This window comes from Burkholderia sp. Ac-20384 (assembly GCF_017104605.1).
GTDB lineage: Bacteria > Pseudomonadota > Gammaproteobacteria > Burkholderiales > Burkholderiaceae > Burkholderia > Burkholderia lata.
In genome coordinates this window covers 1-19,826 of sequence record NZ_JAAGPE010000063.1, presented here as the reverse complement: position 1 = coordinate 19,826, position 19,826 = coordinate 1, and the positions used below count along the sequence as shown (strand labels likewise).

Genomic DNA, 19,826 nt, shown 5'->3' with positions numbered 1-19,826 from the left:
TGACTCATGTTTGCCAAATTAAACGTGCATCGCGACAGCTTGTCCATAAGAAATTGCATTTGAAAACAATGGAACGGGTTCGTATTGTTAATTCGAACTTGTACTATGAGATTTCATAAAAAAATTGGAATTGTCTTATTTCGCTGAAGTCTATTTCCCAATTAGTCTCCTGATTGGCAGGTAGCAGACTGTCCCTTGGAAATACATGGCGCAGGAGGGGCGGTGGATTCCGGTTCCGCCAGCCCGCTGCGTATGCATTCAACGAGCCCGCGTGAGTTATGCGTCGCGGGCCGTCATTTTTTTTGGATTGCACTCAAAAAAGCATCAGCTAGTCAAACTGGGAGTGGCTCATGGCAAAGCAAGGATCGGTTGCGCCGAAGGAACGCATCAGCATTCGCTACGTTCCGTCAACTGGCGGGGAACAGGAGGAAGTTGAGCTTCCTCTGAAATTACTGGTGACGGGGGATTTCAAGGGGCGTGAAGACGACGTTGCGCTCGAAGACCGCGTCGCCGTGAGCATTAACAAGGACAATTTCAGTCAGGTGATGTCCGAATTCGGCGTCGGTGTGGTGATAGACGTGCCGGCTGTGCTGGAAGAGGAAAGCGAGAGCGACTCGCTACGTCTCGATCTGAAGTTCGAGGCGATCGAGGACTTCGGTCCCGACGCGATCGCGCGGCAGGTGCCGGAACTGCGCAAGTTGCTCGAATTGCGCGAGGCGTTGGTGGCGCTCAAGGGGCCGATGGGCAACATCCCGGCGTTTCGCAAACAACTGCAGGCAACGCTAGGCGACGAAGCGGTCCGCGGCCAGCTCGCCAAGGAGTTGGAGCAATTGCTGGGAACCGGTCAGGCCTGACAGCCGGCTGCCCTTTTTCTTCCCGCACGCACAGGACATCACGATGACCAAAATGCAATCTACCGCCGCTCACTCGCAGGAGACGGTGCCCAAAGAGGGCCTGCTGGCCCAGATCATGGCGCAGACCCGGCTGCAGCCCGCCCAGGAGGGGTATGCCGTCGCCGAACGCGGCGTGGCCGCCTTCATTGCCGAGATGCTCAAGACCGACGCGCGTGAGCAGCCGGTCAACAAGCAACTGGTCGATCAGATGATCGCGCAGATCGATGCCAAGCTCGGCAAGCAGATGGACACCATCCTGCATCAGCCTGACTTGCAGAAGCTGGAGTCAGCGTGGCGCGGCCTCAAGATGCTGGTGGACCGCACGGACTTCCGCGAGAACATCCTCATCGATGTGTTCCAGGCCACGAAACGTGAACTGCTGGAGGACTTCGAGAGCGCTGCGGACATTACCCGCAGTGGTTTCTACAAACACGTCTATACGGCCGGGTACGGGCAGTTCGGCGGCAAGCCGATTGGTTGCGTGGTCAGCAACTATACGTTTGGTCCGTCCGCGCCGGACATCAAGCTGCTGAGTTATGTCGCGGCGCTTGGTGCGATGGCACATGCTCCGTTCCTGGGGGCGGCCGGCCCCGAAATGCTTAACCTGGAATCGTTCCAGGAAATCCCGAATCTCAAGGAAGTCCGAGACATCTTTGAAGGTCCGCGCTTCGCCAAATGGCGCAGCCTGCGCGAATCCGAAGACGCACGCTATCTCGGCCTGACCATGCCGCGCTTCCTGTTGCGTCAACCGTATGATCCGCTGGAAAACCCGGTGCGCAGCTTTGCCTATCGCGAGACCATCGACGGCTCCCACGCCAACTATCTGTGGGGCAACACCTCCTACCTGCTGGCCAGCCGTATTACCGACAGCTTCGCCAAGTACCGCTGGTGTCCGAACATCATCGGCCCGCAGTCTGGCGGCACCGTAGACGACTTGCCGGTTCACCTGTACGAGTCGCTCGGGCAACTGCAGGCCAAGATCCCGACCGAGGTGCTGATTTCCGATCGCAAGGAGTTCGAGCTGTCGGCGGAAGGCTTCATCCCGCTGACGATGCGCAAGGACAGCGATAACGCCGCGTTCTTCTCGGCCAATTCGGTGCAGAAGCCCAAGGTGTTCCCGAACACGTCCGAGGGGCAGGCCGCGCAGACCAATTACATGCTCGGCACGCAATTGCCGTACATGTTCATCCCCAACCGGCTTGCGCATTACATCAAGGTGCTACAGCGCGAGCAGATCGGCAGCTGGAAGGAGCGCCAGGACCTGGAGCGCGAACTGAACAACTGGCTTCGCCAATACATCGCAGACCAGGAAAGCCCTACCTCCGATGTACGTAGCCGCCGCCCGCTGCGGGCCGCGAAGGTCGTTGTACAGGACGTGGCCGGCAATCCCGGCTGGTACCAGGTCGCGCTGTCCTTGCGGCCGCATTTCAAGTACATGGGCGCCAGCTTCGATCTGTCGCTGGTCGGCCGGCTCGACAAGGAATAAGGGGACCTGACGCATGCCACGCTCGCCCGGTCAGGGAAGCCTGTTCGATCGTCTCGATCCGGATCTGCCGCCACGTCGACAGCGCACGCGGCAGGAACTGGCCGCCGAGCGTGTTCATGCGATCAAGCGCCATCTCGAACGCATCTTCAATAGCCGGCAGGGCGGCTCGCAAAGCACACCCGAGTTCGGCTTGCAGGATTTGAACGACGCTGCGGCCAGCCAGATGGACTTGCGCCATCGGGTCTGTCTGGATGTCCGCGCTGTCGTCACGGCCTATGAGCCGCGCGTACAAGTGCTGGACGTCCGTCCCGTCACCCTGCACGGGCAGCCCGACGGGTTGCACTTTCGGTTGCATTGCCTGGTGCCGCTGAACGATGCCGCGGAGGACGTGGAGATTGACCTGCTCGTCCAGCACCGTGAACGCTGGATCAACGTGAAGTAGTGGAGGCCTGATGCCACTCAAGCGAAAGTTCCGCGAAGAGCTGGACTATATGCGCCGTCTCGGCGGAGTGTTCGCACGCAACAACCCTCAACTCGCCCGATATTTGGGCGAGGAGGCCACGGATCCCGACGTCGAACGGCTGATGGAAGGCTTTGCCTTCCTCACGGCCAAGCTGCGGCTGAAGATCGACGATGATTTTCCGGAGTTGACCCATCCGCTGCTGCAATTGCTCTGGCCCAACTATTTGCGCCCATTGCCCAGCGTGACCATCATGCAGTTCCGGCCGACGGACCGGGCCGTCACGGAGCAGCACGTGATCCGGCGTGGCACGCGTACGCTTGCGCGCGAAGTCGACGGCATCGCCTGCGAATACCGAACCTGCGCGGACGTGGCCGTCTATCCGCTGCAGATCGATGAGGTGAGCGATGCGCACTCGCTGGAGAAGTCGGTCGTTCGCGTGGATCTGTCCACCCTGAGCCAGAATCCACCCAGCACCTATGGCTGCGACCGGTTGGATTTCTATCTGAGCGGGGACGACTACACCGCGCTGACGCTTTATCTGTGGCTGGCCAAGTACCTCGCCGAGGTTCGTTTCGAATACGGCGGGACCGTGCGGCATATCCCGGCTTCCCAGGTGCTGTTTCACGGCTTCGATCCGGCGCAGGCTTTGTTGCCCTACCCGAAGAACGTCTTGGACGGTTACCGTGTCTTGCAGGAATACTTTCAGTTTCCGCGGCGATTTTTCTTTTTCGGTCTCCAGGGCCTGCGCTCGCTTTGGCCTACCGAGCAAACAGATCGCATCCGCATCGAGTTTCACTTCACCCGGCCCATGCCTGAAGACGTGCGCATCCGCACGAATGATTTGGCGCTGTATTGCGCGCCCGCGGTGAACTTGTTCGAGCACGAAGCCGAGCCGATGCGGCTGACGGGCAAGGCGGCCGATTATCGGCTGGTGCCGGCAGGGCAACGAACCGATGCCTACGAGATCTTCAGCATCGACCGCGTCGACGGCTGGAAGAGCGAGGGGAGCGGCAAGCCCGGCGAATGGCTGCGTGCGTACCAGCCATTCGAGTCGTTGCGCCACCAGATCGATTACGAACGTGGACGCACCACGCTTTACTACCGCACCCGCATCGATCCGTCACTGACGGCTTCCGGTGTAGAGCACCGGGTGTCGTTCGTGCGCGGCGACGAGCACCACTACGTCGGTCGTGACGAGACGGTTTCGCTGACGCTGACCTGTACCAATCGCGACCTGCCACTGGCCTTGGGAGCGGGTGACGTGTGCGTTCCAACGTCCGACACGCCCACCTTCGTCGCCTGCCGCAATCTGCTGGCGCCGACACCATCGTACCGGCCGGTGCTGGACGGCAACCTGCAGTGGCGGCTGATCTCCAACCTCTCGCCGACCTACCTGTCGTTGCTGTCCGTTGAGCCACTGAAGGCCATCATTGCCGCGTATGACTTTGCCGCGCATCACGACATTCAGCGGCGGCGTGCGACGCAGAAGCGGCTGGATGCACTCCGGGAGATCGTCACCGAGCCGGTCGACCGAATGTTTCAGGCGCTGCCCATCCGAGGCATTCGCAGCATCATCAAGGTCGACCAGGACGGGTTCGTCTGCGAGGGGGACCTCTACCTGTTCGGCACAGTACTGAGCCATTTCCTTGCGCTGTACAGCAGCATTTCCTCCTTCCACATGCTGGAGGCAGTCAATACAACCAATCAGGAGCACTACGCATGGCCCATGAGAAGCGGGACCCAGGCCCTGATTTGATCGACACGCTGCTGGGCGAAGCGAGAGGGCACGACTTCTTCGTCCTCCTGGAGCGGCTGCATATGCTGCTCGGCGACAACCTGGAGTCGGCGGATAGCGACGACCCTGAGCGGCAGCGCATCCGGTTGACCAACTATGCCGGGCTGGGGTTTCCGGCTTCGGACGTGTCACGGGCCGAGCGCCTGCAGCATGGCGATCCGCACCAGTTCGAGGTGCAGGCCACTTTTTTGGGTATGCATGGCCCCGACTCGCCGCTGCCGTCCCACTATGTCGAGCGGCTGGCCTACGAGGCCGGGCAAGGCATCGGTATCCGGCCGGCATTCTTCGACGTCTTTCACCACCGGTTGTTGACATTGCTGCACCAGGCGTGGCGCAAGTACCGGCACTACATCCGCTTCCGGCCGGGCGCCAGCGATCCGCTGTCGCAACGACTGTTCGCGTTGATCGGCCTGGAGAACAGCGCGATTCGTGGCGCCACCCCGATCGCGTGGAGCCGCCTGCTTAGCTTCGCCGGTGCCGTGGTGCATCGCAGCCGTTCGTCCGCAATGGTCACTGGGCTGATCGCACATTGCTTCGATCTCGACGATGTCGCGATTCGGGATTTCGAGTTGCGTCATACCGATATCGATCCCGGTGACCGCGTCCAGTTGGGTCTCCTCAACGGCATGCTCGGCGAGAATTTTCGGGTTGGCGACAGCGTGCGCACGCGCCACAGCAAATTCACCATCGTCATCGCAAATCTCAGTCAGGCGCGCTTCCGTGAATTTCTCCCGCACGGGGAAAACTTCGAGCGGCTGCGCCAGTTGGTCGCCTTCTTGCTGCGCGATCAAACCCCTTGTGATCTCGAGCTGGCGCTACGGGAAAACGAAATCGCTTCCTTCAACCTCGCGGGTGACATCGGCACGGAACTCGGCTGGACCAGCTTTCTGGAACAACCTGCTCTGCGCAAGCCGCCCCGCGTTCGACTCACGGTACGCGCATGAATCCGGTGATTACAGCACCCCATCTCGCCTTGGTGGTGAGCAATCCGCAGGCCCTGCAGCAAGGCACCGCACCACGGCACAGCTTCGATATGAATGGTGGAACCATCGGCTCGCAAAACGCCAATTGGACGCTCCACGACCGTGCCGGTCGGGTGCAGTCTCAGCACTGCGAAATACGGTTTGAAGACGGCGGCTACCTGGTCATCGACCGCTGCGGCGACACCCGAGTCAACGATCAGACCCGTCCGCTGGGGCTGCATGCCAGCGCACGCTTGCGCAATGCCGATACCTTGCACGTCGGACCTTACCGTCTTTCGGTTCATCTCGATGTTGACGCACACACGCTCCCCGATCCGTCTCGCGTGCTGGCTCAGCACGACGTGACGGAGCTGCTGCAACCCCCCGATGACTACCTGAGCAGTCTGCCGATCATTGCGGCGGACCCGGGCCAGATCACGGAGACCACGGATCCCGACTGGGCTGCGTTCCAGGCCTTGGGTGAGTCGGTGTCCTCGCAAGGCCAGCTTGACCCGCTGCAGGCACTGGATCTCGCCGACTCGCAGGATACGGGCACCGCGCTTCACACGTCGCTCGACCCTCGCCACTACGGGGCGACGCCGCTCGCGGCGCAAGCTGACGTCGCCACCACGCCACAGGAAGCTTTCCACGGCAGCCCCGTTCACGTCTCAGGAGCCCCCATCATGTCTGAACAGGATCACGTCGACTCCGCCGCCCGCGCGTGGCTGAATGCCCAGCACGCGCCCGGCCAGGATGCTGCTGGCCTCGTCAATCCGCTGATCGAAGGGCTTGGCGCGCCGGTGGGCGCGCTGAATGCACACGCGGCCTACGCCTTGCTTTTTGAGGCGGGCCGCAGCCTCAGTGCGGTCATCCATGGCTTGAGCGAGTTGCATCGTGGTGCACCCGGCCAGATCCAGGGCCAAGCCTTCGCAGCACGCACGTTGCAGCCGATCGAGGACAACCCGTTGCGACTGGGCCAGAGTTACCCGGACACCGTCCGCGCGATGTTTGCGGCCGATCGCAGTCTCGTGCACTTGTCGCCCGCTGCAGCGATCGAAGAATCCCTGGAGCAACTTCAGCGCCAGCAGCGGGCCACGCGTCGGGCCATTACCGCCGGCCTCAGTGCGTTGCTGCAGGCGTTTTCGCCTGAGCAGTTGCAGCGGCGCTTCGCCCGCTATCGACCGCCGCAGGCTGTTCAGGCGAATCACGAGGGTTGGCCGTGGCGGATGTACGGGCACTACTACGAAGAGCTGGTATCCAGCCGGCAGCAAGGCTTCGACAAGCTGTTCTGGGAAGTCTTCGAGCAGGCCTACGACCAAGCCATGCGCACGGAGGCGCAATGAAGCGAGCCGTCGCGCTCGTGCTCGCCAGCATGCTGCTCGCCGGCTGCTCCACGGTGGGCAATGTATTCAAGAAGACGGGGAAGATCCTGATGGACCCCTCGATCGCAGTGGGCGCGCCGGACGACCAGCGGAGCTCAACAGCCTGCGGCTCTCCGTCGTTACCCTGCGCCAGCACTGGCGCGAAGACCCGACGCGACGGTATGCCTACCTCACATCGCAATGCCTGCTCGGCATCAAAACCTACATTGCTCAGCTTGTTGAGGCCGAAATTCCGCCACCGGCGGGTGATTTCTGGATGCCGAGCGAAGCCGGCAGCCCACCGGTGTTTCAGGACCCGGCAAAGGAACGCGACGCCACGGTTAAGAGCACAACCAAGAGCCGTGTTGCCAGGCTCGAGGAGCGTTATTGGGAAACCGGCCCGAAGGGACGGAAAACCTTCCAGGACGCGTACGACAAGACAGTCAACGATTTTCAGAAGGAGATCGATGCTTATGCGACCGACTGGGGTGCGCAGGTGAATGGTGCCGACTGGTGGCGCATCATCATGCTCGACTACGACGACACCGATCCTCGCTCGCGGCAATGCAGGCTTGGCACGACTGCCGACTGTCTCGCGGGCGGTGTCACCGACGCGCCATCGCCGCCAGCCAAACCAGGCGAAAAACCCAAGCCGGAGGTGCTCGGCCCGAGCGGCAAGGTTTGGCAGCAATTGCTGAAAGACCCCAACAGCCCGGCATACATTGCGCTGAATGGGCAACATACCGACCTGCAGAAGGCGTTCGAGCCGCAGTTCGCAGCCGGCGCCATGCCCAATGATGCTGGCAAGAAATACTATGACGTGATCAAGCTCATTGCGACCAGTAGCGACGGCGACGAATGGCGTAGAGGTGTCATCGTTGGTGCGGCGGATCAGTTACTCGCTGCCATGCACGATGCCGCCAATCGCCTGGATAGCAGTCTGAGCGTGGGCGCCAAGGCGGCGCTGGATAACCTCCATGTCGGCGCGGCATGGTTGTACGGTAAAACCAAGCTCACGCAGGTCACCATTCAACTCACGATAAGCGAGTGCTTCGACCTGCTCTCGGAAGAAATCCGCAACCACGCCAACGCGGCGCAAAAAGCAGCCGGCAAGAGCGTTCGCGCCATGCTGCTGGGCAGCCTGATTACCATCCCGAACGCCAACGTTCGCAACGTGCTCATCGACGTGACGCTCTGGGCCAGCGGCTCGGCCGAAGAGGTCAAGCAACGACTTCTGCAACTCAGCCAGGACGCGAAGGAGGGGGCGCGTGATGTCAAGCGGGCGGCCGACGTGCTCGGGCAGGACGCTAAAGCGGCGTTGCGTCAGGTCAAGGCGGGCCTGAAGAACCTGGAGCCCGCCGCCGCCAAGGTGCTCAGTGGTTTGCAGATCGGTGCTGCGGGCGCACGTCGTTTCGCCGGTAGTAGCTTTGCTGGTATCAAGAGCCTGTCCGTCGGCAGCGTGGATGGCGGACTGTCGTTCGTGGGGCTGTACCTCTTGCAGGATAGCGTGAAGAGCACGTTGGCTGATCTGGATGCGAAGGTGGGGGCGCGTCACCCGGAAGCGGTTGCTGCGTTTTACAGTGCATCCATCGGCTTGATAGGTGCAGGTGTTGAGGCGGTTGGCCTGGCGATCAAAATTCCGGCGGAGGCCGCTAAGGAGTTTGCATTGCGGTGGGGGGCTGACAACACACCGGTACTTAGCCGCGTCGTCGGGTTAGGCGCAAAAATGGTGGCGGTCGGAGGGGCGGTTGCAGCCTTGGCAGGAATTTCGGATGCTGCTGCAAGTATTAGGGCGGCAATTCGTGTGGCGAAGGTTGGGGACTCAACGGCGGTGAGAATATATTCCGGCGCAGCAGTTTTGTCTATTGGCGGTGCTTTTTTTACGGCTTGGGGATCCTTAGGTTCTGCTTTGGCGGCTTCCGGTTCCGCATCGCTATTTGGTCCCCTCGGGATTGGTATTGCGCTCGGGCTTCTCGCTTTTGCGGCAGTTCAGTATGCCAAAAGCCGTGAATCCGACGCTCTTGAGCAATGGGCACGATGTTGCTACTTCGGACGGGCAGAAGACAAACAGCGTTGGCGCGATCCAGAGAAAGATACGGACCATGCAATCGCGGCACTCAATGCCGCAGTACTGGGCATGGATGTGACCCTCAGTTTTGAAAGTGGAACGCGTCCTAGACCGATTGACGAACTCACCATCGAAGATGTAGATGTGCTAAAGAATGGTGGTGCTGTTGAAATAGGAGTAGAGTTGGTTTATAGCGCAGTATTGCCAGGATTCGACGACCAGCAATCACGCTATCGCTTTACCCTCATTACGGAACGCTTTGGCGTTGCGGCCACCGGTAGACGCTTACCAAGCTTATCCTCTCATGTTATGGCATCGGGTCAATTCAACGATACGGGTACGCTCAAGCAACCTAATGTACTGAAGCGGCCGGATTACTCGTTGGAGAACGAAACAAAACCTACGGGGAAGCGGCCGGTGCTGAGCGGTCGATACTGGTTGGATCCGGTACACAAGATCAAGTCTGCAACTCTAACGGTGACCTTCTGGCCCGATAAGACTGATCAATCTGGTTTTGCTGCTATCGAAATAACCGAGGATCTCTGATGGTGAAGCCGAAGCTCAATCCTCCCTGTCCAGGTTGGCGATGCGATCTCCCAGATCCCAACGAAACTGTCCGGGAAAGTCCGGCACTGTTATCTATGTCCCCGGTGCATATCGATAAAGTTTACATGGAAATTTCGCGTAACACATTATCTATTCGCGGTCTACTAATTTGGTTCGCGGTATTGGTGGCTATATGGTTGGTGCGATCAGTATGTGTGGCAGTTTTTAATCTATTTGATGTACAAGAATTTAAGATTTCTGTCGATAGGGTTGCGGTAACTATCATCTTGTGGGGCACAATGGCGGTGGCTGCATGGGCAAGTGCGGTGTTCTATCGTATGGACGCTTCCCCTCCGCGCGACCTCCCTCTTCGCTTCAACCGCTTGCGCCGTAAGGTGTATGTGTATGGTTTTTACTCGGTCTGGTGGAACCCGTTTACGCGGTGGCACGTCACAACGGCGAGCTACGACTGGGACGATCTGCGTGCTGAGAAGTGGAAGGTGCGCGGAGCGACTGCTGGCGGTGCCCTGATTCTCAAAGAGGGCGTTTCTATAGCCGTGGTTTCACCTGGCACGAACAACGTCATTACGCGGTTCGACTTCAGCACTACTGCCGCCAACACGACGAACCTATGGGCCTACATCTGCTCATACATGCAAAACGGCATCGAGGGTCTCGACCCTGACCACGCCGAGCCACGTGATCTCAACGACGTTGCCCCGTACAACCTCGCCCTGCGCCTGGCACCCAAGGTCGAGTGGCCCGCCGACATGGACCGCGAGTCGAGGACGGCCCCGTGAGGTCTATTGAATTCGGAGTACATGGGGGCTACGTGATTTGTCGCCGGTGTGGGAGGAGCAACTAATGGCAAAGCCGAAACTCAATCCTCCTTGTCCCGGATGGCAACGTGACCTTGCTGGCCCAAATGAGCCTATTCGAGAAAGTCCCAGCTTGATATGGTTATCTCCGTCGTATCTTGACGCTGTCTATATGGAGCTTGAGCGAAATTCATTGAAGATACGTGGCCTAGTCTTGTGTTTTTCGCTGGGGATGGCATTGGCAACTTTCTTCTATGTCATTTTTCAGATTTGGCTCTTCGCAACGACTGAAATGCTTGCAACGAGCACCATTCTAGATATGGCCGGTTTTGCTCTCATGGACCTCAGTATGTGTTCGTTTGGAGTGTGGGCCTCGTATGCCATGTATCGTGCGGACGTCTCAGTACCACGCGATCTGCCACTGCGCTTCAACCGCCTGCGCCGCAAGGTCTATGTCTACGGATTCCATTTGGTGTGGTGGAATCCGTTCGCGCACTGGTACGTCACTACGGCAAGTTATGACTGGGATAATTTGCGCGCCGAGAAGTGGAAGGCCAGGGCTGCGACTGCAGGTGGTGCACCCATCATCAGAGAGGGCGTCTCCATTGCCGTCGTAAAGCCTGGTACGAACGACGTCATCACACGGTTCGACTTCAGCACTACTGCCGCCAACACGACGAACCTATGGGCCTACGTCTGCTCATACATGCAAAACGGCATCGAGGGTCTCGACCCTGACCGTGTCGAGCCACGTGATCCCAACGACGTTGCTCCGTACAACCTCGCACTGCGCCTGGCGCCCAAAGTCGAGTGGCCGGCTGACATGGACCGTGAGTCGAGGACGGCCCCGTGATCTCTGTCGAGTTCGGTATATGTTGGGCGCAGCGAATAACGATTAATCAGAACCGGGATGCTTGGGCGAGCGCGATCGAACAAGGACGGTGCCTCATGTCTTTGCCTGTTTTCGTATTCTTGTTAGCGAACGCTAGCAAGTAACAGCCAGGCTGATTGACCTACCATTACTCATAACTCAAGGAATCCGTAGTGAAACCAGTCGTACTTGTCGGCCATCGTCATAGCTGCCCTCTCCACGGCGAAGGAACCGTCACTAGTGGGGCCGCATCCTTCAACCTCAACGGTAGGCCCGTGGCATGCGTGGGGGACCACACCAGTTGTGGGGCCGAAATCGAAACCGGTTCGCCCGGCAGCGCTATCGACGGCCGTCCCGTCGCTCGCCTGGGTGATACCACCAGTCATGGCGGCACCCTGGTCGAAGGCGACGCGGGGTGGCTCGTGGAGTGATCGAGACCGGTCATCGGGAAGCGGTCCACCGCGATCGTGGCCGCGACAATGGGTCGAAACCTCGCCTGCATGCGAACAGTACATCGTGGATGCGCGGAAGGCTTGTGTAGTGGAGTCGAGTTAGCGCAAACGATCCCTAATGCGACTGCAGTAGCGGGCGTCGATGGCAACGGTTACTGATCACGTTTCCTGATTCGCCGCATGCACATCCCGCCGGAACGCACCAGGACTCGTACCCGTCCATTTCCGGAATGCGCGATGAAACGCGCTCGGCTCGGTAAACCCGAGCTCGGCCGCGATCTCCGCCACGCTGAGCGCATCCCCGCGCAACAGCGACTGCGCCAGTGCGCCGCGCAGTTCGTCCTTGATCGCCGCGAAGCTTTGCCCCTCGCTGCGCAGACGCCGCCGCAGCGTCGCGGGCGTCGTACCGAGGCGCACGGCCAGCGTGTCGAAGTCGGGCCACTCCGCAGCCGGTAGCGTTTTCAATTGCGCGCGCGTCTTCGCGACCCAGCCCGTATCGTGCCGGTAGCGGACGAGCAGGTTGCCGGGCGCGCCGCGCAGGAAGGTCTTCAACGCCTGCTCGGAGCGGATCGTCGGCAGCGCGAGGTACGCGGCGTTGAACGCGAGCCGGCTGTCGGGCCGGTCGAAATGCACGGGCACGCCGAAGAACTGGTGATAGTCGCTGCGCTGGTCGGGGCTCGGGCACGCGAAGTCGATGCGCTGCAGCGGGATGCGTCGGCCGATCAGCCAGCACGCGACGCCGAGGAGGATCAGCCAGAACGTCCGGTACGCGAACGCCGGGTAGGGCGCGCCCGTCTGCGTCAGCACGATCTGCGCCTGCCCGTCGGCCACGACAAGCTCGCCATGCGGCTCGTCCAGCACCACGCGCAGGAACTGCAGCGCGCGCCGCAGCGCCTTCTCGAGCGTGCCGGCGTGCAGCACCGCATGGCACAGCAGCGTGAAGCTGCCGTGCCGCATCGGGCGTGCGGCGAGGCCGAAGAACTCGTCGTCGAGCGCACCGGCGATCGCGAGCCACAGCCGGCCGTACTGCTGCGGCGTGACGGGCTCGCGCACGGCGGCCGGCAGGCCGGCGGCGCGTAGCACGGGCTCCGTCGGAAGGCCTTGCCGGCGCAGGCACGCGAGCGCGTCGTCGACGAAATCCGGCGAAATCATCTGCGGCCCCATTTTCCTGCGTCCTCCCGACATGGCAAAAGCGATCACGATTCTAGATTCTGTTTGTCATTGATTGCAATGTGCGGGCTGTCTACTATCGAACTATCCCCGTCGCGCCCCTGGCTCGCGGTGGCCATAACGCACAGGAGACACGCATGTCTGATGGAGCTACCGCCCAAGCGGTGCCGGCCTACGCCGACGCCGTGGCCCGGTTCAGTATCGAGACCGCCGCGCAGCAACTGCACGGCGACCTGGAGCGCGGCCTGAACGCGTGCGTGGAATGCTGCGACCGGCACGCATCGGCGGACGCGGTCGCGCTCGACTGGATCGACGCCGGCGGGCAGCACCACCGCTACACGTTTGCGCAGATGAAGGCACTGTCGGCACGTGTCGCGAACCTGCTGGTTGCGCAGGGCGTGAAGCCGGGCGACGTGGTGGCGGGCCTGTTGCTGCGCACGCCGGAACTCGTCGCGACGATCCTCGGCACGTGGCGCGCGGGCGCCGTCTACCAGCCGCTGTTCACCGCGTTCGGCCCGAAAGCGATCGAGCACCGGCTGCGCATGAGCGACGCGCGCCTGGTCGTGACCAACGTCGCGAATCGCGCGAAGCTCGACGAGATCGCCGGTTGCCCGAGCGTTGCGACGGTGCGCGAGCCGGGCGAGACGCTGCCGGAACGCGACATCGATTTCCGCGCGGCGCTCGACGCGCAGCCCGACACGTTCGAACCGGTGCTGCGCAAGGGCACGGACCTGTTCATGATGATGTCGACGTCGGGCACGACGGGTTTGCCGAAAGGCGTGCCGGTGCCGCTGCGCGCGCTGCTCGCATTCAGTGCGTACATGCGCGAGGCGGTGGACCTGCGTGCCGGCGACCGGTTCTGGAACATCGCCGATCCGGGCTGGGCGTACGGCCTCTATTACGCGATCACGGGCCCGCTGCTGCTGGGCCACGCGACGACGCTCTACGAAGGCAGTTTCACGGTCGACAGCACGTACGACGTGATCGAACGGCTCGGGATCACGAGCCTCGCCGGCTCGCCGACGGCCTACCGGATGCTGATGGCGTCCGGGACGGAAGCGGCGGCACGGCTGAAGGGCAAGCTGCGCGTGGTCAGCAGCGCGGGCGAACCGCTGAATCCGGAAGTCGTGCGCTGGTTCGACGCGGCGCTCGGCGCGCCGATCTACGATCACTACGGCCAGACCGAACTCGGGATGGTCGTGAACAATCACCACGGCCTCGTACATGCGGTTCACGCCGGTTCGGCCGGCTTCGCGATGCCCGGCTACCGCGTCGCGGTGCTCGACGAGGCGAGCCGCGAGCTCGGCCCGGGCGAGCCCGGCAACCTGGCGATCGACATCGCGCGCTCGCCGCTGCTGTGGTTTCACGGCTACTGGCAACAGGACACGCCGGCGATCGCGGGCGGCTATTACCGGACCGGCGATAACGTCGAGCTGGAACCGGACGGTACCGTGAGCTTCATCGGCCGCGCGGACGACGTGATCACGTCGTCGGGCTACCGGATCGGCCCGTTCGACGTGGAAAGCGCGCTGATCGAGCATCCGGCCGTGAGCGAGGCTGCCGTCATCGGCGTGCCCGATGCGGAGCGCACGGAGATCGTCAAGGCGTTCGTCGTACTGTCGAAAGACTACGACGGCACGCCGGCACTGGCCGAGGAACTGAGCCTGCACGTGAAGCGGCGGCTGTCCGCCCACGCCTATCCGCGCGCGATCGACTTCGTCGACGCGCTGCCGAAAACCCCGAGCGGCAAGATCCAGCGCTTCGTGTTGCGCAAGATGGAAGCCGAGAAGGCCGCTCAACCCTGAACACAACCTGTACGGACTGCGAATGGATATCAAGGATCGTGTTTTTCTGATTACGGGCGCCGGTTCGGGCCTCGGCGCCGCGGTGGCGCGCATGGTGGTCGCGGAAGGCGGCAAGGCCGTGCTGCTGGACGTCAACGAAGAGGCCGGTGCGGGTCTCGCGCACGAACTGGGCGCGGCCGCACGCTTCGTGAAGACCGACGTGACGAGCGAAGCCGACGGCCAGGCGGCCGTCGCCGCCGCGCGTGACGCGTTCGGTCGAGTCGACGCGCTCGTCAACTGCGCGGGCGTCGCGCCGGGCGAGAAGGTGGTGGGCCGCGAGGGTCCGCATTCGCTGGACCGCTTCGCACGTGCGGTGTCGATCAACCTGGTCGGCACGTTCAACATGATCCGGCTGGCCGCCGAAGCGATGTCGAAGCAGGACGCCAATGCGGAAGGCGAGCGCGGCGTGATCGTCAACACCGCGTCGGTCGCGGCGTTCGACGGGCAGATCGGGCAGGCCGCGTATGCGGCGTCGAAGAGCGGCGTGGTGGGCATGACGCTGCCGATCGCGCGCGAGCTCGCGCGGTTCGGTATTCGCGTGGTGACGGTTGCACCGGGCATCTTCGCGACGCCGATGATGGCCGGCATGCCGCAGGACGTGCAGGACGCGCTCGGCAAGAGCGTGCCGTTCCCGCCGCGGCTCGGCCGCCCGGAAGAGTTTGCGGCGCTGGTGCGCCACATCGCCGAGAACACGATGCTGAACGGCGAAGTCATCCGTCTCGATGGCGCGTTGCGCATGGCACCGCGCTGACACTGGAGGAAGCGAATCATGACGACTCAGGATCCGATCGTAATCGTTGGTATGGCGCGTACGCCGATGGGTGGTTTTCAGGGCGACCTGGCGGCCGCCAGCGCGAGCGACCTTGGCGCGGTAGCGATTCGCGCGGCGCTCGAGCGCGCGAACGTGCCGGCCGAACGCATCGATGAAATCGTGTTCGGCTGCGTGCTGCCGGCGGGCCAGGGCCAGGCGCCGGCGCGGCAGGCCGCGCTGAAGGCCGGGCTGCCGCTCGCGGCGGGCGCGACCACGGTCAACAAGATGTGCGGCTCGGGGATGAAGGCCGCGATGTTCGCGCACGACCTGCTGCTGGCGGGCTCGGCTGGTGTCGCCGTCGCGGGCGGGATGGAGAGCATGACGAATGCGCCGTACCTGCTGCCGAAGGCGCGCGCGGGGATGCGCATGGGTCACGGGCAGGTGCTCGATCACATGTTCCTCGACGGGCTCGAGGACGCGTACGAGAAGGGCCGCCTGATGGGCACGTTCGCCGAGGATTGCGCGCAGGCATACCAGTTCACGCGTGAGGCTCAGGATGCGTTCGCGATCGCGTCGCTGACGCGTGCGCAGCGCGCGATCGCCGACGGGCATTTCGTGTCGGAAATCGCACCGGTGACCGTGAAGGCCGGCAAGAGCGAAACCGTCGTGTCGATCGACGAGCAGCCGGGCAAGGCGAAGCTCGACAAGATCCCGACGCTGAAGGCTGCTTTCCGCGAAGGCGGCACGGTGACGGCCGCCAATGCGTCGTCGATCTCGGACGGCGCAGCCGCGCTCGTGATGATGCGCCGCTCGGAAGCCGAGCGCCTCGGCCTCACGCCGAAGGCCGTGATCGTCGGGCATTCGACCTACGCGGACAAGCCGGGCCTGTTCGCGACCGCGCCGATCGGCGCGCTGCGCAAGCTGTCGGAGAAAACCGGCTGGAACCTGCGCGACGTCGACCTGTTCGAGATCAACGAAGCATTCGCCGTGGTGCCGATGGCTGCGATGCGCGATCTCGACCTGCCGCACGAGAAGGTCAACGTGCATGGCGGCGCGTGCGCGCTCGGCCATCCGATCGGTGCATCGGGCGCGCGCGTGATGGTGACGCTGCTGGCCGCGCTTGAAACGTATGGGATGAAGCGCGGTGTCGCGTCGCTGTGCATCGGCGGTGGCGAGGCGACGGCGATCGCGATCGAGCGCATCGTCTAACGCACGACGTGTAACGCATCGCACGTACGCTGCGACGCGGGCAACGGGTATCGCACGGGAAACACCTGTGCGATACCCGTTTTGCTTTTCGCGGATCGCGTTGTCGCGCTAATCCTTCGCGTGCGGCGACACCGCTCCGCACGCACGAATCACGAGCTGCACGACCTGTTCGGTCTTCTCGTCGAACGCCTTCTGCGTGAACGTGCGCTTGCCGCTCAGCGCGCGGATCTGCGCATCGAAATCCGCGTAGTGCTGTGTGGTGGCCCAGATCAGGTACATCAGCGCATGCGCGTCGATCGGCGCAAGCAGCCCGCGCGCGATCCAGCCGTCGATTACTTTCACGCGTGTATCGAACCACGGCTTCACGCGTTCCGACAGGATGTCCTGCATGTGCTCCGCACCGTGGATGATCTCGTTGGCCCAGACCTTCGAGCCGAGCGGACGCCGCCGCGACAGCGCCATCTTCGCGCGCACGTAGGCACCGATCGCTTCGACGGGATCGTCGTCGGCCTCGAACGAACCGGCCGCGCGATGCCAGTCCTCGAACAGGTCGTCGAGCACGCGGCGGTACAACGCAAGCTTGGTCGGGAAGTAGTAATGCAGGTTGGCTTTCGGCAGGCCGGCGCGCTCCGCGATCATCGCGGTACTCGCGCCGTCGAGCCCGCGTTCCGCGAATACGGCCTCCGCACAGGCGAGCAGATGCGCTTCGTTGGACTCGCGGATGTGCGCCTTGCGTCGCCGCAAAGGCGCGGGCGTTTCGTCGCTGTCGGTGGCTTCGGTTGCCGCCTCGTCATGTCTCATCGTTGCCCTCGCGCGGCGGGCGTGCCGCGTTGGGCTTCATTCTAGCCGCTGATTCGCATCGAACGCACGCGTACTGATATCGCGCATTCATCGCCATGCTGCGTTGCGGTGGCACGTTTCTCGCTCCATTCATTCACGCAAGAAAGAGATTGATTTGGTGATTTTGATCGTCTAAAACCTGTCCAATCGGACAGGATTCGATGAGCGGGGGAACCTTTCAACCGGATTCGTCGGACGATCTTCGCGAACGATCGGGGCATGCACCGCGCTTGGGCGGCGTTGCCCCGAAACAGGCATGACACGCACCGGCACAGACCGGGCTGACGACATCACCGACCCCACAGGAGCGATACGAATGAACGCGGTATCGGAAACAGTGAAGCGGGCAGCTTTCGACACGTCGATCAAGGTCGACGGCAAGCGGTTGTGGGACAGCCTGATGGAAGTCGCGAAGATCGGTGCGACGCCGAAGGGCGGCGTGTGCCGCCTCGCGCTGACCGATCTCGACAAGGCCGGCCGCGACCTGATCGTCGGCTGGGCGAAGGCCGCCGGCTGCACGGTGACGGTCGATACGATGGGCAACGTGTTCATGCGCCGCGCGGGCCGCGTGGCCGATGCGGCGCCGGTCGTCACGGGCTCGCATGCGGATTCGCAGCCGACGGGCGGCCGCTTCGACGGCATCTATGGCGTGCTCGGCGGCCTCGAGGTGATTCGCAGTCTCAATGATCACGGCATCGAGACCGAGCATCCGGTCGAGGTCGTGATCTGGACCAACGAGGAAGGCTCGCGCTTCGCGCCCGCGATGGTCGCCTCCGGCGTGTTCGCGGGCGTGTTCCCGCTCGAATACGGGCTGTCGCGCAAGGACGTGGACGGCAAGACGATCGGCGAGGAGCTGGCGCGTATCGGCTATGCGGGCGACGTGCCGTGCGGCGGGCGCAAGCTGCACGCGGCATTCGAACTGCATATCGAGCAGGGGCCGATTCTCGAGGCGGAGTGCAAGACGATCGGCGTCGTGACCGACGCGCAGGGGCAGCGCTGGTACGAGATCACGTTCACCGGCCAGGAAGCGCACGCGGGGCCGACGCCGATGCCGCGTCGCCGCGATGCGCTGCTCGGCGCGTCGCGCGTGGTCGATCTCGTCAACCGGATCGGCCTCGATCATGCGCCGTTCGGTTGCGCGACGGTCGGCATGATGCAGGTCTACCCGAACTCGCGCAACGTGATTCCCGGCCGCGTGTTCTTCACCGTCGATTTCCGTCATCCGGACGACGCGGTGCTCGCGAAGATGGATGCCGCGCTGCGCGAAGGTGTGGCACGCATCGCGGGCGAGATCGGGCTCGAGACCGAACTCGAGCAGATTTTCTATTACAAGCCGGTCGCGTTCGACGCTGCCTGCGTGGAAGCCGTGCGCAGTGCGGCCGATCGCTTCGGCTTCTCGCATCGCGACATCGTGTCGGGTGCCGGTCACGATGCGTGCTACCTCGCGCAGGTCGCGCCGACATCGATGGTGTTCGTGCCGTGTGTCGACGGTATCAGCCACAACGAGATCGAGGACGCGACGCCGGCATGGATCGAGGCCGGCGCGAACGTACTGCTGCACGCGATGCTGTCGCGCGCATGCGAGCCGGCTTCATGACGCCAGGACCGTAGCAGCCGGCAGGCCGCTCAACGCCTGACAGCCTGACCGTAGCATTCCTAATAATGACCGCCCCGACTGTGCATTCGCAGCCGGCGGGGACGGCTTTGTCTCCACCCAGTCGAAGGAACGCGTATGACCTCCAAGCCAACCGGCGATATCGCCGCGCATCGCCTGTCGTCCACGCAACTCTCGTGCGAATTCGCCGATATCGCGCCGCTGCTCGATCCGACTGCCGCCGCGGCCGCTGCCAGCCGCTGCCATTACTGCTACGACGCGCCGTGCGTGCAGGCCTGCCCGACGCAGATCGACATCCCGAGCTTCATCCGCAAGATCGGCAACGGCAACCTGAAGGGCGCCGCGACCGACATCCTGTCGGCGAATCCGCTCGGCGGGATGTGCGCACGTGTGTGTCCGACCGAGATCTTGTGCGAAGGCGCATGCGTGCGCAATCACCAGGACGCGCAGCCCGTCGCGATCGGTGCGCTGCAGCGGCATGCGACCGACTGGGCGATGGAGACCGGCGCGGTGCGCTTCACGCGTGCGCCGGACACGGGCCGCCATGTCGCGGTGGTCGGCGCGGTGCCGGCCGGGCTCGGGTGCGCGCCCCCGCCCTCGACCTCCGGGCGCCGGGTTCCGCTGTTCGTTGCGCGGCCCCAGGGCGCGCGTCTCCGCCGCTCCGGGGATGACGCGTACACCA

At 62.9% G+C, this 19,826-nt stretch carries 16 protein-coding genes and 1 pseudogene; 15 read left to right on the top strand and 2 right to left on the bottom strand.

What is annotated here, in order from left to right; all coding sequences use genetic code 11:
• The first annotated feature begins 350 nt into the window (after positions 1 to 350).
• From tssB to G3O00_RS14670, 10 genes are all read left to right on the top strand, one after another.
• A complete protein-coding gene (tssB, locus tag G3O00_RS14715) occupies positions 351 to 854 on the top strand; it encodes a type VI secretion system contractile sheath small subunit (protein ID WP_206143405.1) in 504 nt (167 codons plus the stop codon).
• A 52-nt stretch (positions 855 to 906) separates the two neighbouring features.
• Positions 907 to 2,379, top strand: coding sequence for a type VI secretion system contractile sheath large subunit (gene tssC / locus G3O00_RS14710; RefSeq protein WP_206143422.1), 1,473 nt, complete (start codon positions 907 to 909; stop codon positions 2,377 to 2,379).
• Between the two features lie 13 nt (positions 2,380 to 2,392).
• Positions 2,393 to 2,821: a type VI secretion system baseplate subunit TssE gene (tssE, locus tag G3O00_RS14705; protein WP_206143404.1), complete on the top strand. Its 429-nt coding sequence runs from the start codon at positions 2,393 to 2,395 to the stop codon at positions 2,819 to 2,821.
• A gap of 10 nt (positions 2,822 to 2,831) precedes the next feature.
• Entirely contained in the window at positions 2,832 to 4,598 is a 1,767-nt protein-coding gene (gene tssF, locus G3O00_RS14700; protein ID WP_206143403.1) for a type VI secretion system baseplate subunit TssF, read from the top strand.
• Positions 4,562 to 5,581, top strand: coding sequence for a type VI secretion system baseplate subunit TssG (gene tssG / locus G3O00_RS14695; protein ID WP_206143402.1), 1,020 nt, complete (start codon positions 4,562 to 4,564; stop codon positions 5,579 to 5,581). Before tssF ends, tssG begins: the two co-directional genes overlap by 37 nt.
• A complete protein-coding gene (gene tagH, locus G3O00_RS14690) occupies positions 5,578 to 6,942 on the top strand; it encodes a type VI secretion system-associated FHA domain protein TagH (RefSeq protein WP_206143401.1) in 1,365 nt (454 codons plus the stop codon). Before tssG ends, tagH begins: the two co-directional genes overlap by 4 nt.
• Positions 6,943 to 6,985: 43 nt before the next feature.
• Positions 6,986 to 9,574, top strand: coding sequence for a T6SS effector BTH_I2691 family protein (locus tag G3O00_RS14685; protein ID WP_277399273.1), 2,589 nt, complete (start codon positions 6,986 to 6,988; stop codon positions 9,572 to 9,574).
• Positions 9,574 to 10,374 carry a DUF6708 domain-containing protein gene (locus G3O00_RS43360; protein ID WP_241025147.1) on the top strand — a complete coding sequence of 267 codons (801 nt, stop codon included), beginning with the start codon at positions 9,574 to 9,576 and terminating at the stop codon, positions 10,372 to 10,374. Before G3O00_RS14685 ends, G3O00_RS43360 begins: the two co-directional genes overlap by 1 nt.
• Before the next feature lie 64 nt (positions 10,375 to 10,438).
• Positions 10,439 to 11,245, top strand: coding sequence for a DUF6708 domain-containing protein (locus tag G3O00_RS43355; protein WP_241025146.1), 807 nt, complete (start codon positions 10,439 to 10,441; stop codon positions 11,243 to 11,245).
• Positions 11,246 to 11,436: 191 nt separating this feature from the next.
• Entirely contained in the window at positions 11,437 to 11,694 is a 258-nt protein-coding gene (locus tag G3O00_RS14670) for a PAAR domain-containing protein (protein ID WP_206143399.1), read from the top strand.
• Between the two features lie 180 nt (positions 11,695 to 11,874).
• On the opposite strand, the gene G3O00_RS14665 is transcribed toward G3O00_RS14670, so the two are convergent.
• Entirely contained in the window at positions 11,875 to 12,879 is a 1,005-nt protein-coding gene (locus tag G3O00_RS14665; RefSeq protein ID WP_206143398.1) for an AraC family transcriptional regulator, read from the bottom strand.
• 143 nt (positions 12,880 to 13,022) lie between these two features.
• Here G3O00_RS14665 and G3O00_RS14660 point away from each other — a divergent pair, with 143 nt between their 5' ends.
• Genes G3O00_RS14660 through G3O00_RS14650 form a run of 3 tightly spaced genes read left to right on the top strand, consistent with a single transcriptional unit; the run spans position 13,023 to position 16,689 of the window.
• Positions 13,023 to 14,690: an acyl-CoA synthetase gene (locus G3O00_RS14660; protein ID WP_206143397.1), complete on the top strand. Its 1,668-nt coding sequence runs from the start codon at positions 13,023 to 13,025 to the stop codon at positions 14,688 to 14,690.
• Positions 14,691 to 14,712: 22 nt separating this feature from the next.
• Positions 14,713 to 15,480, top strand: a complete 768-nt coding sequence (locus G3O00_RS14655) for a 3-hydroxyacyl-CoA dehydrogenase (RefSeq protein ID WP_206143396.1) — start codon at positions 14,713 to 14,715, stop codon at positions 15,478 to 15,480.
• Between the two features lie 18 nt (positions 15,481 to 15,498).
• Positions 15,499 to 16,689, top strand: a complete 1,191-nt coding sequence (locus G3O00_RS14650) for an acetyl-CoA C-acyltransferase (protein ID WP_206143395.1) — start codon at positions 15,499 to 15,501, stop codon at positions 16,687 to 16,689.
• Between the two features lie 108 nt (positions 16,690 to 16,797).
• Here G3O00_RS14650 and G3O00_RS14645 read toward each other — a convergent pair whose 3' ends face one another.
• On the bottom strand, positions 16,798 to 17,490 hold the full coding sequence (locus G3O00_RS14645; RefSeq protein ID WP_174943740.1) for a TetR/AcrR family transcriptional regulator: 693 nt from the start codon (positions 17,488 to 17,490) through the stop codon (positions 16,798 to 16,800).
• A gap of 355 nt (positions 17,491 to 17,845) precedes the next feature.
• Here G3O00_RS14645 and G3O00_RS14640 point away from each other — a divergent pair, with 355 nt between their 5' ends.
• Both G3O00_RS14640 and G3O00_RS14635 read left to right on the top strand, forming a co-directional pair.
• Entirely contained in the window at positions 17,846 to 19,126 is a 1,281-nt protein-coding gene (locus tag G3O00_RS14640; protein ID WP_206143394.1) for a Zn-dependent hydrolase, read from the top strand.
• A 135-nt stretch (positions 19,127 to 19,261) separates the two neighbouring features.
• Positions 19,262 to 19,826 (top strand): annotated as a pseudogene (locus tag G3O00_RS14635) (dihydropyrimidine dehydrogenase); the annotation flags it as partial.

Coding starts and splice junctions, on each gene's coding strand:
- tssB (WP_206143405.1), top strand. CDS start 351: ATGGCAAAGCAAGGATCGGTTGCGCCGAAGGAACGCATCAGCATTCGC.
- tssC (WP_206143422.1), top strand. CDS start 907: ATGCAATCTACCGCCGCTCACTCGCAGGAGACGGTGCCCAAAGAGGGC.
- tssE (WP_206143404.1), top strand. CDS start 2,393: ATGCCACGCTCGCCCGGTCAGGGAAGCCTGTTCGATCGTCTCGATCCG.
- tssF (WP_206143403.1), top strand. CDS start 2,832: ATGCCACTCAAGCGAAAGTTCCGCGAAGAGCTGGACTATATGCGCCGT.
- tssG (WP_206143402.1), top strand. CDS start 4,562: ATGGCCCATGAGAAGCGGGACCCAGGCCCTGATTTGATCGACACGCTG.
- tagH (WP_206143401.1), top strand. CDS start 5,578: ATGAATCCGGTGATTACAGCACCCCATCTCGCCTTGGTGGTGAGCAAT.
- G3O00_RS43360 (WP_241025147.1), top strand. CDS start 9,574: ATGGTGAAGCCGAAGCTCAATCCTCCCTGTCCAGGTTGGCGATGCGAT.
- G3O00_RS43355 (WP_241025146.1), top strand. CDS start 10,439: ATGGCAAAGCCGAAACTCAATCCTCCTTGTCCCGGATGGCAACGTGAC.
- G3O00_RS14665 (WP_206143398.1), bottom strand. CDS start 12,879: ATGGGGCCGCAGATGATTTCGCCGGATTTCGTCGACGACGCGCTCGCG.
- G3O00_RS14660 (WP_206143397.1), top strand. CDS start 13,023: ATGTCTGATGGAGCTACCGCCCAAGCGGTGCCGGCCTACGCCGACGCC.
- G3O00_RS14655 (WP_206143396.1), top strand. CDS start 14,713: ATGGATATCAAGGATCGTGTTTTTCTGATTACGGGCGCCGGTTCGGGC.
- G3O00_RS14650 (WP_206143395.1), top strand. CDS start 15,499: ATGACGACTCAGGATCCGATCGTAATCGTTGGTATGGCGCGTACGCCG.
- G3O00_RS14645 (WP_174943740.1), bottom strand. CDS start 17,490: ATGAGACATGACGAGGCGGCAACCGAAGCCACCGACAGCGACGAAACG.
- G3O00_RS14640 (WP_206143394.1), top strand. CDS start 17,846: ATGAACGCGGTATCGGAAACAGTGAAGCGGGCAGCTTTCGACACGTCG.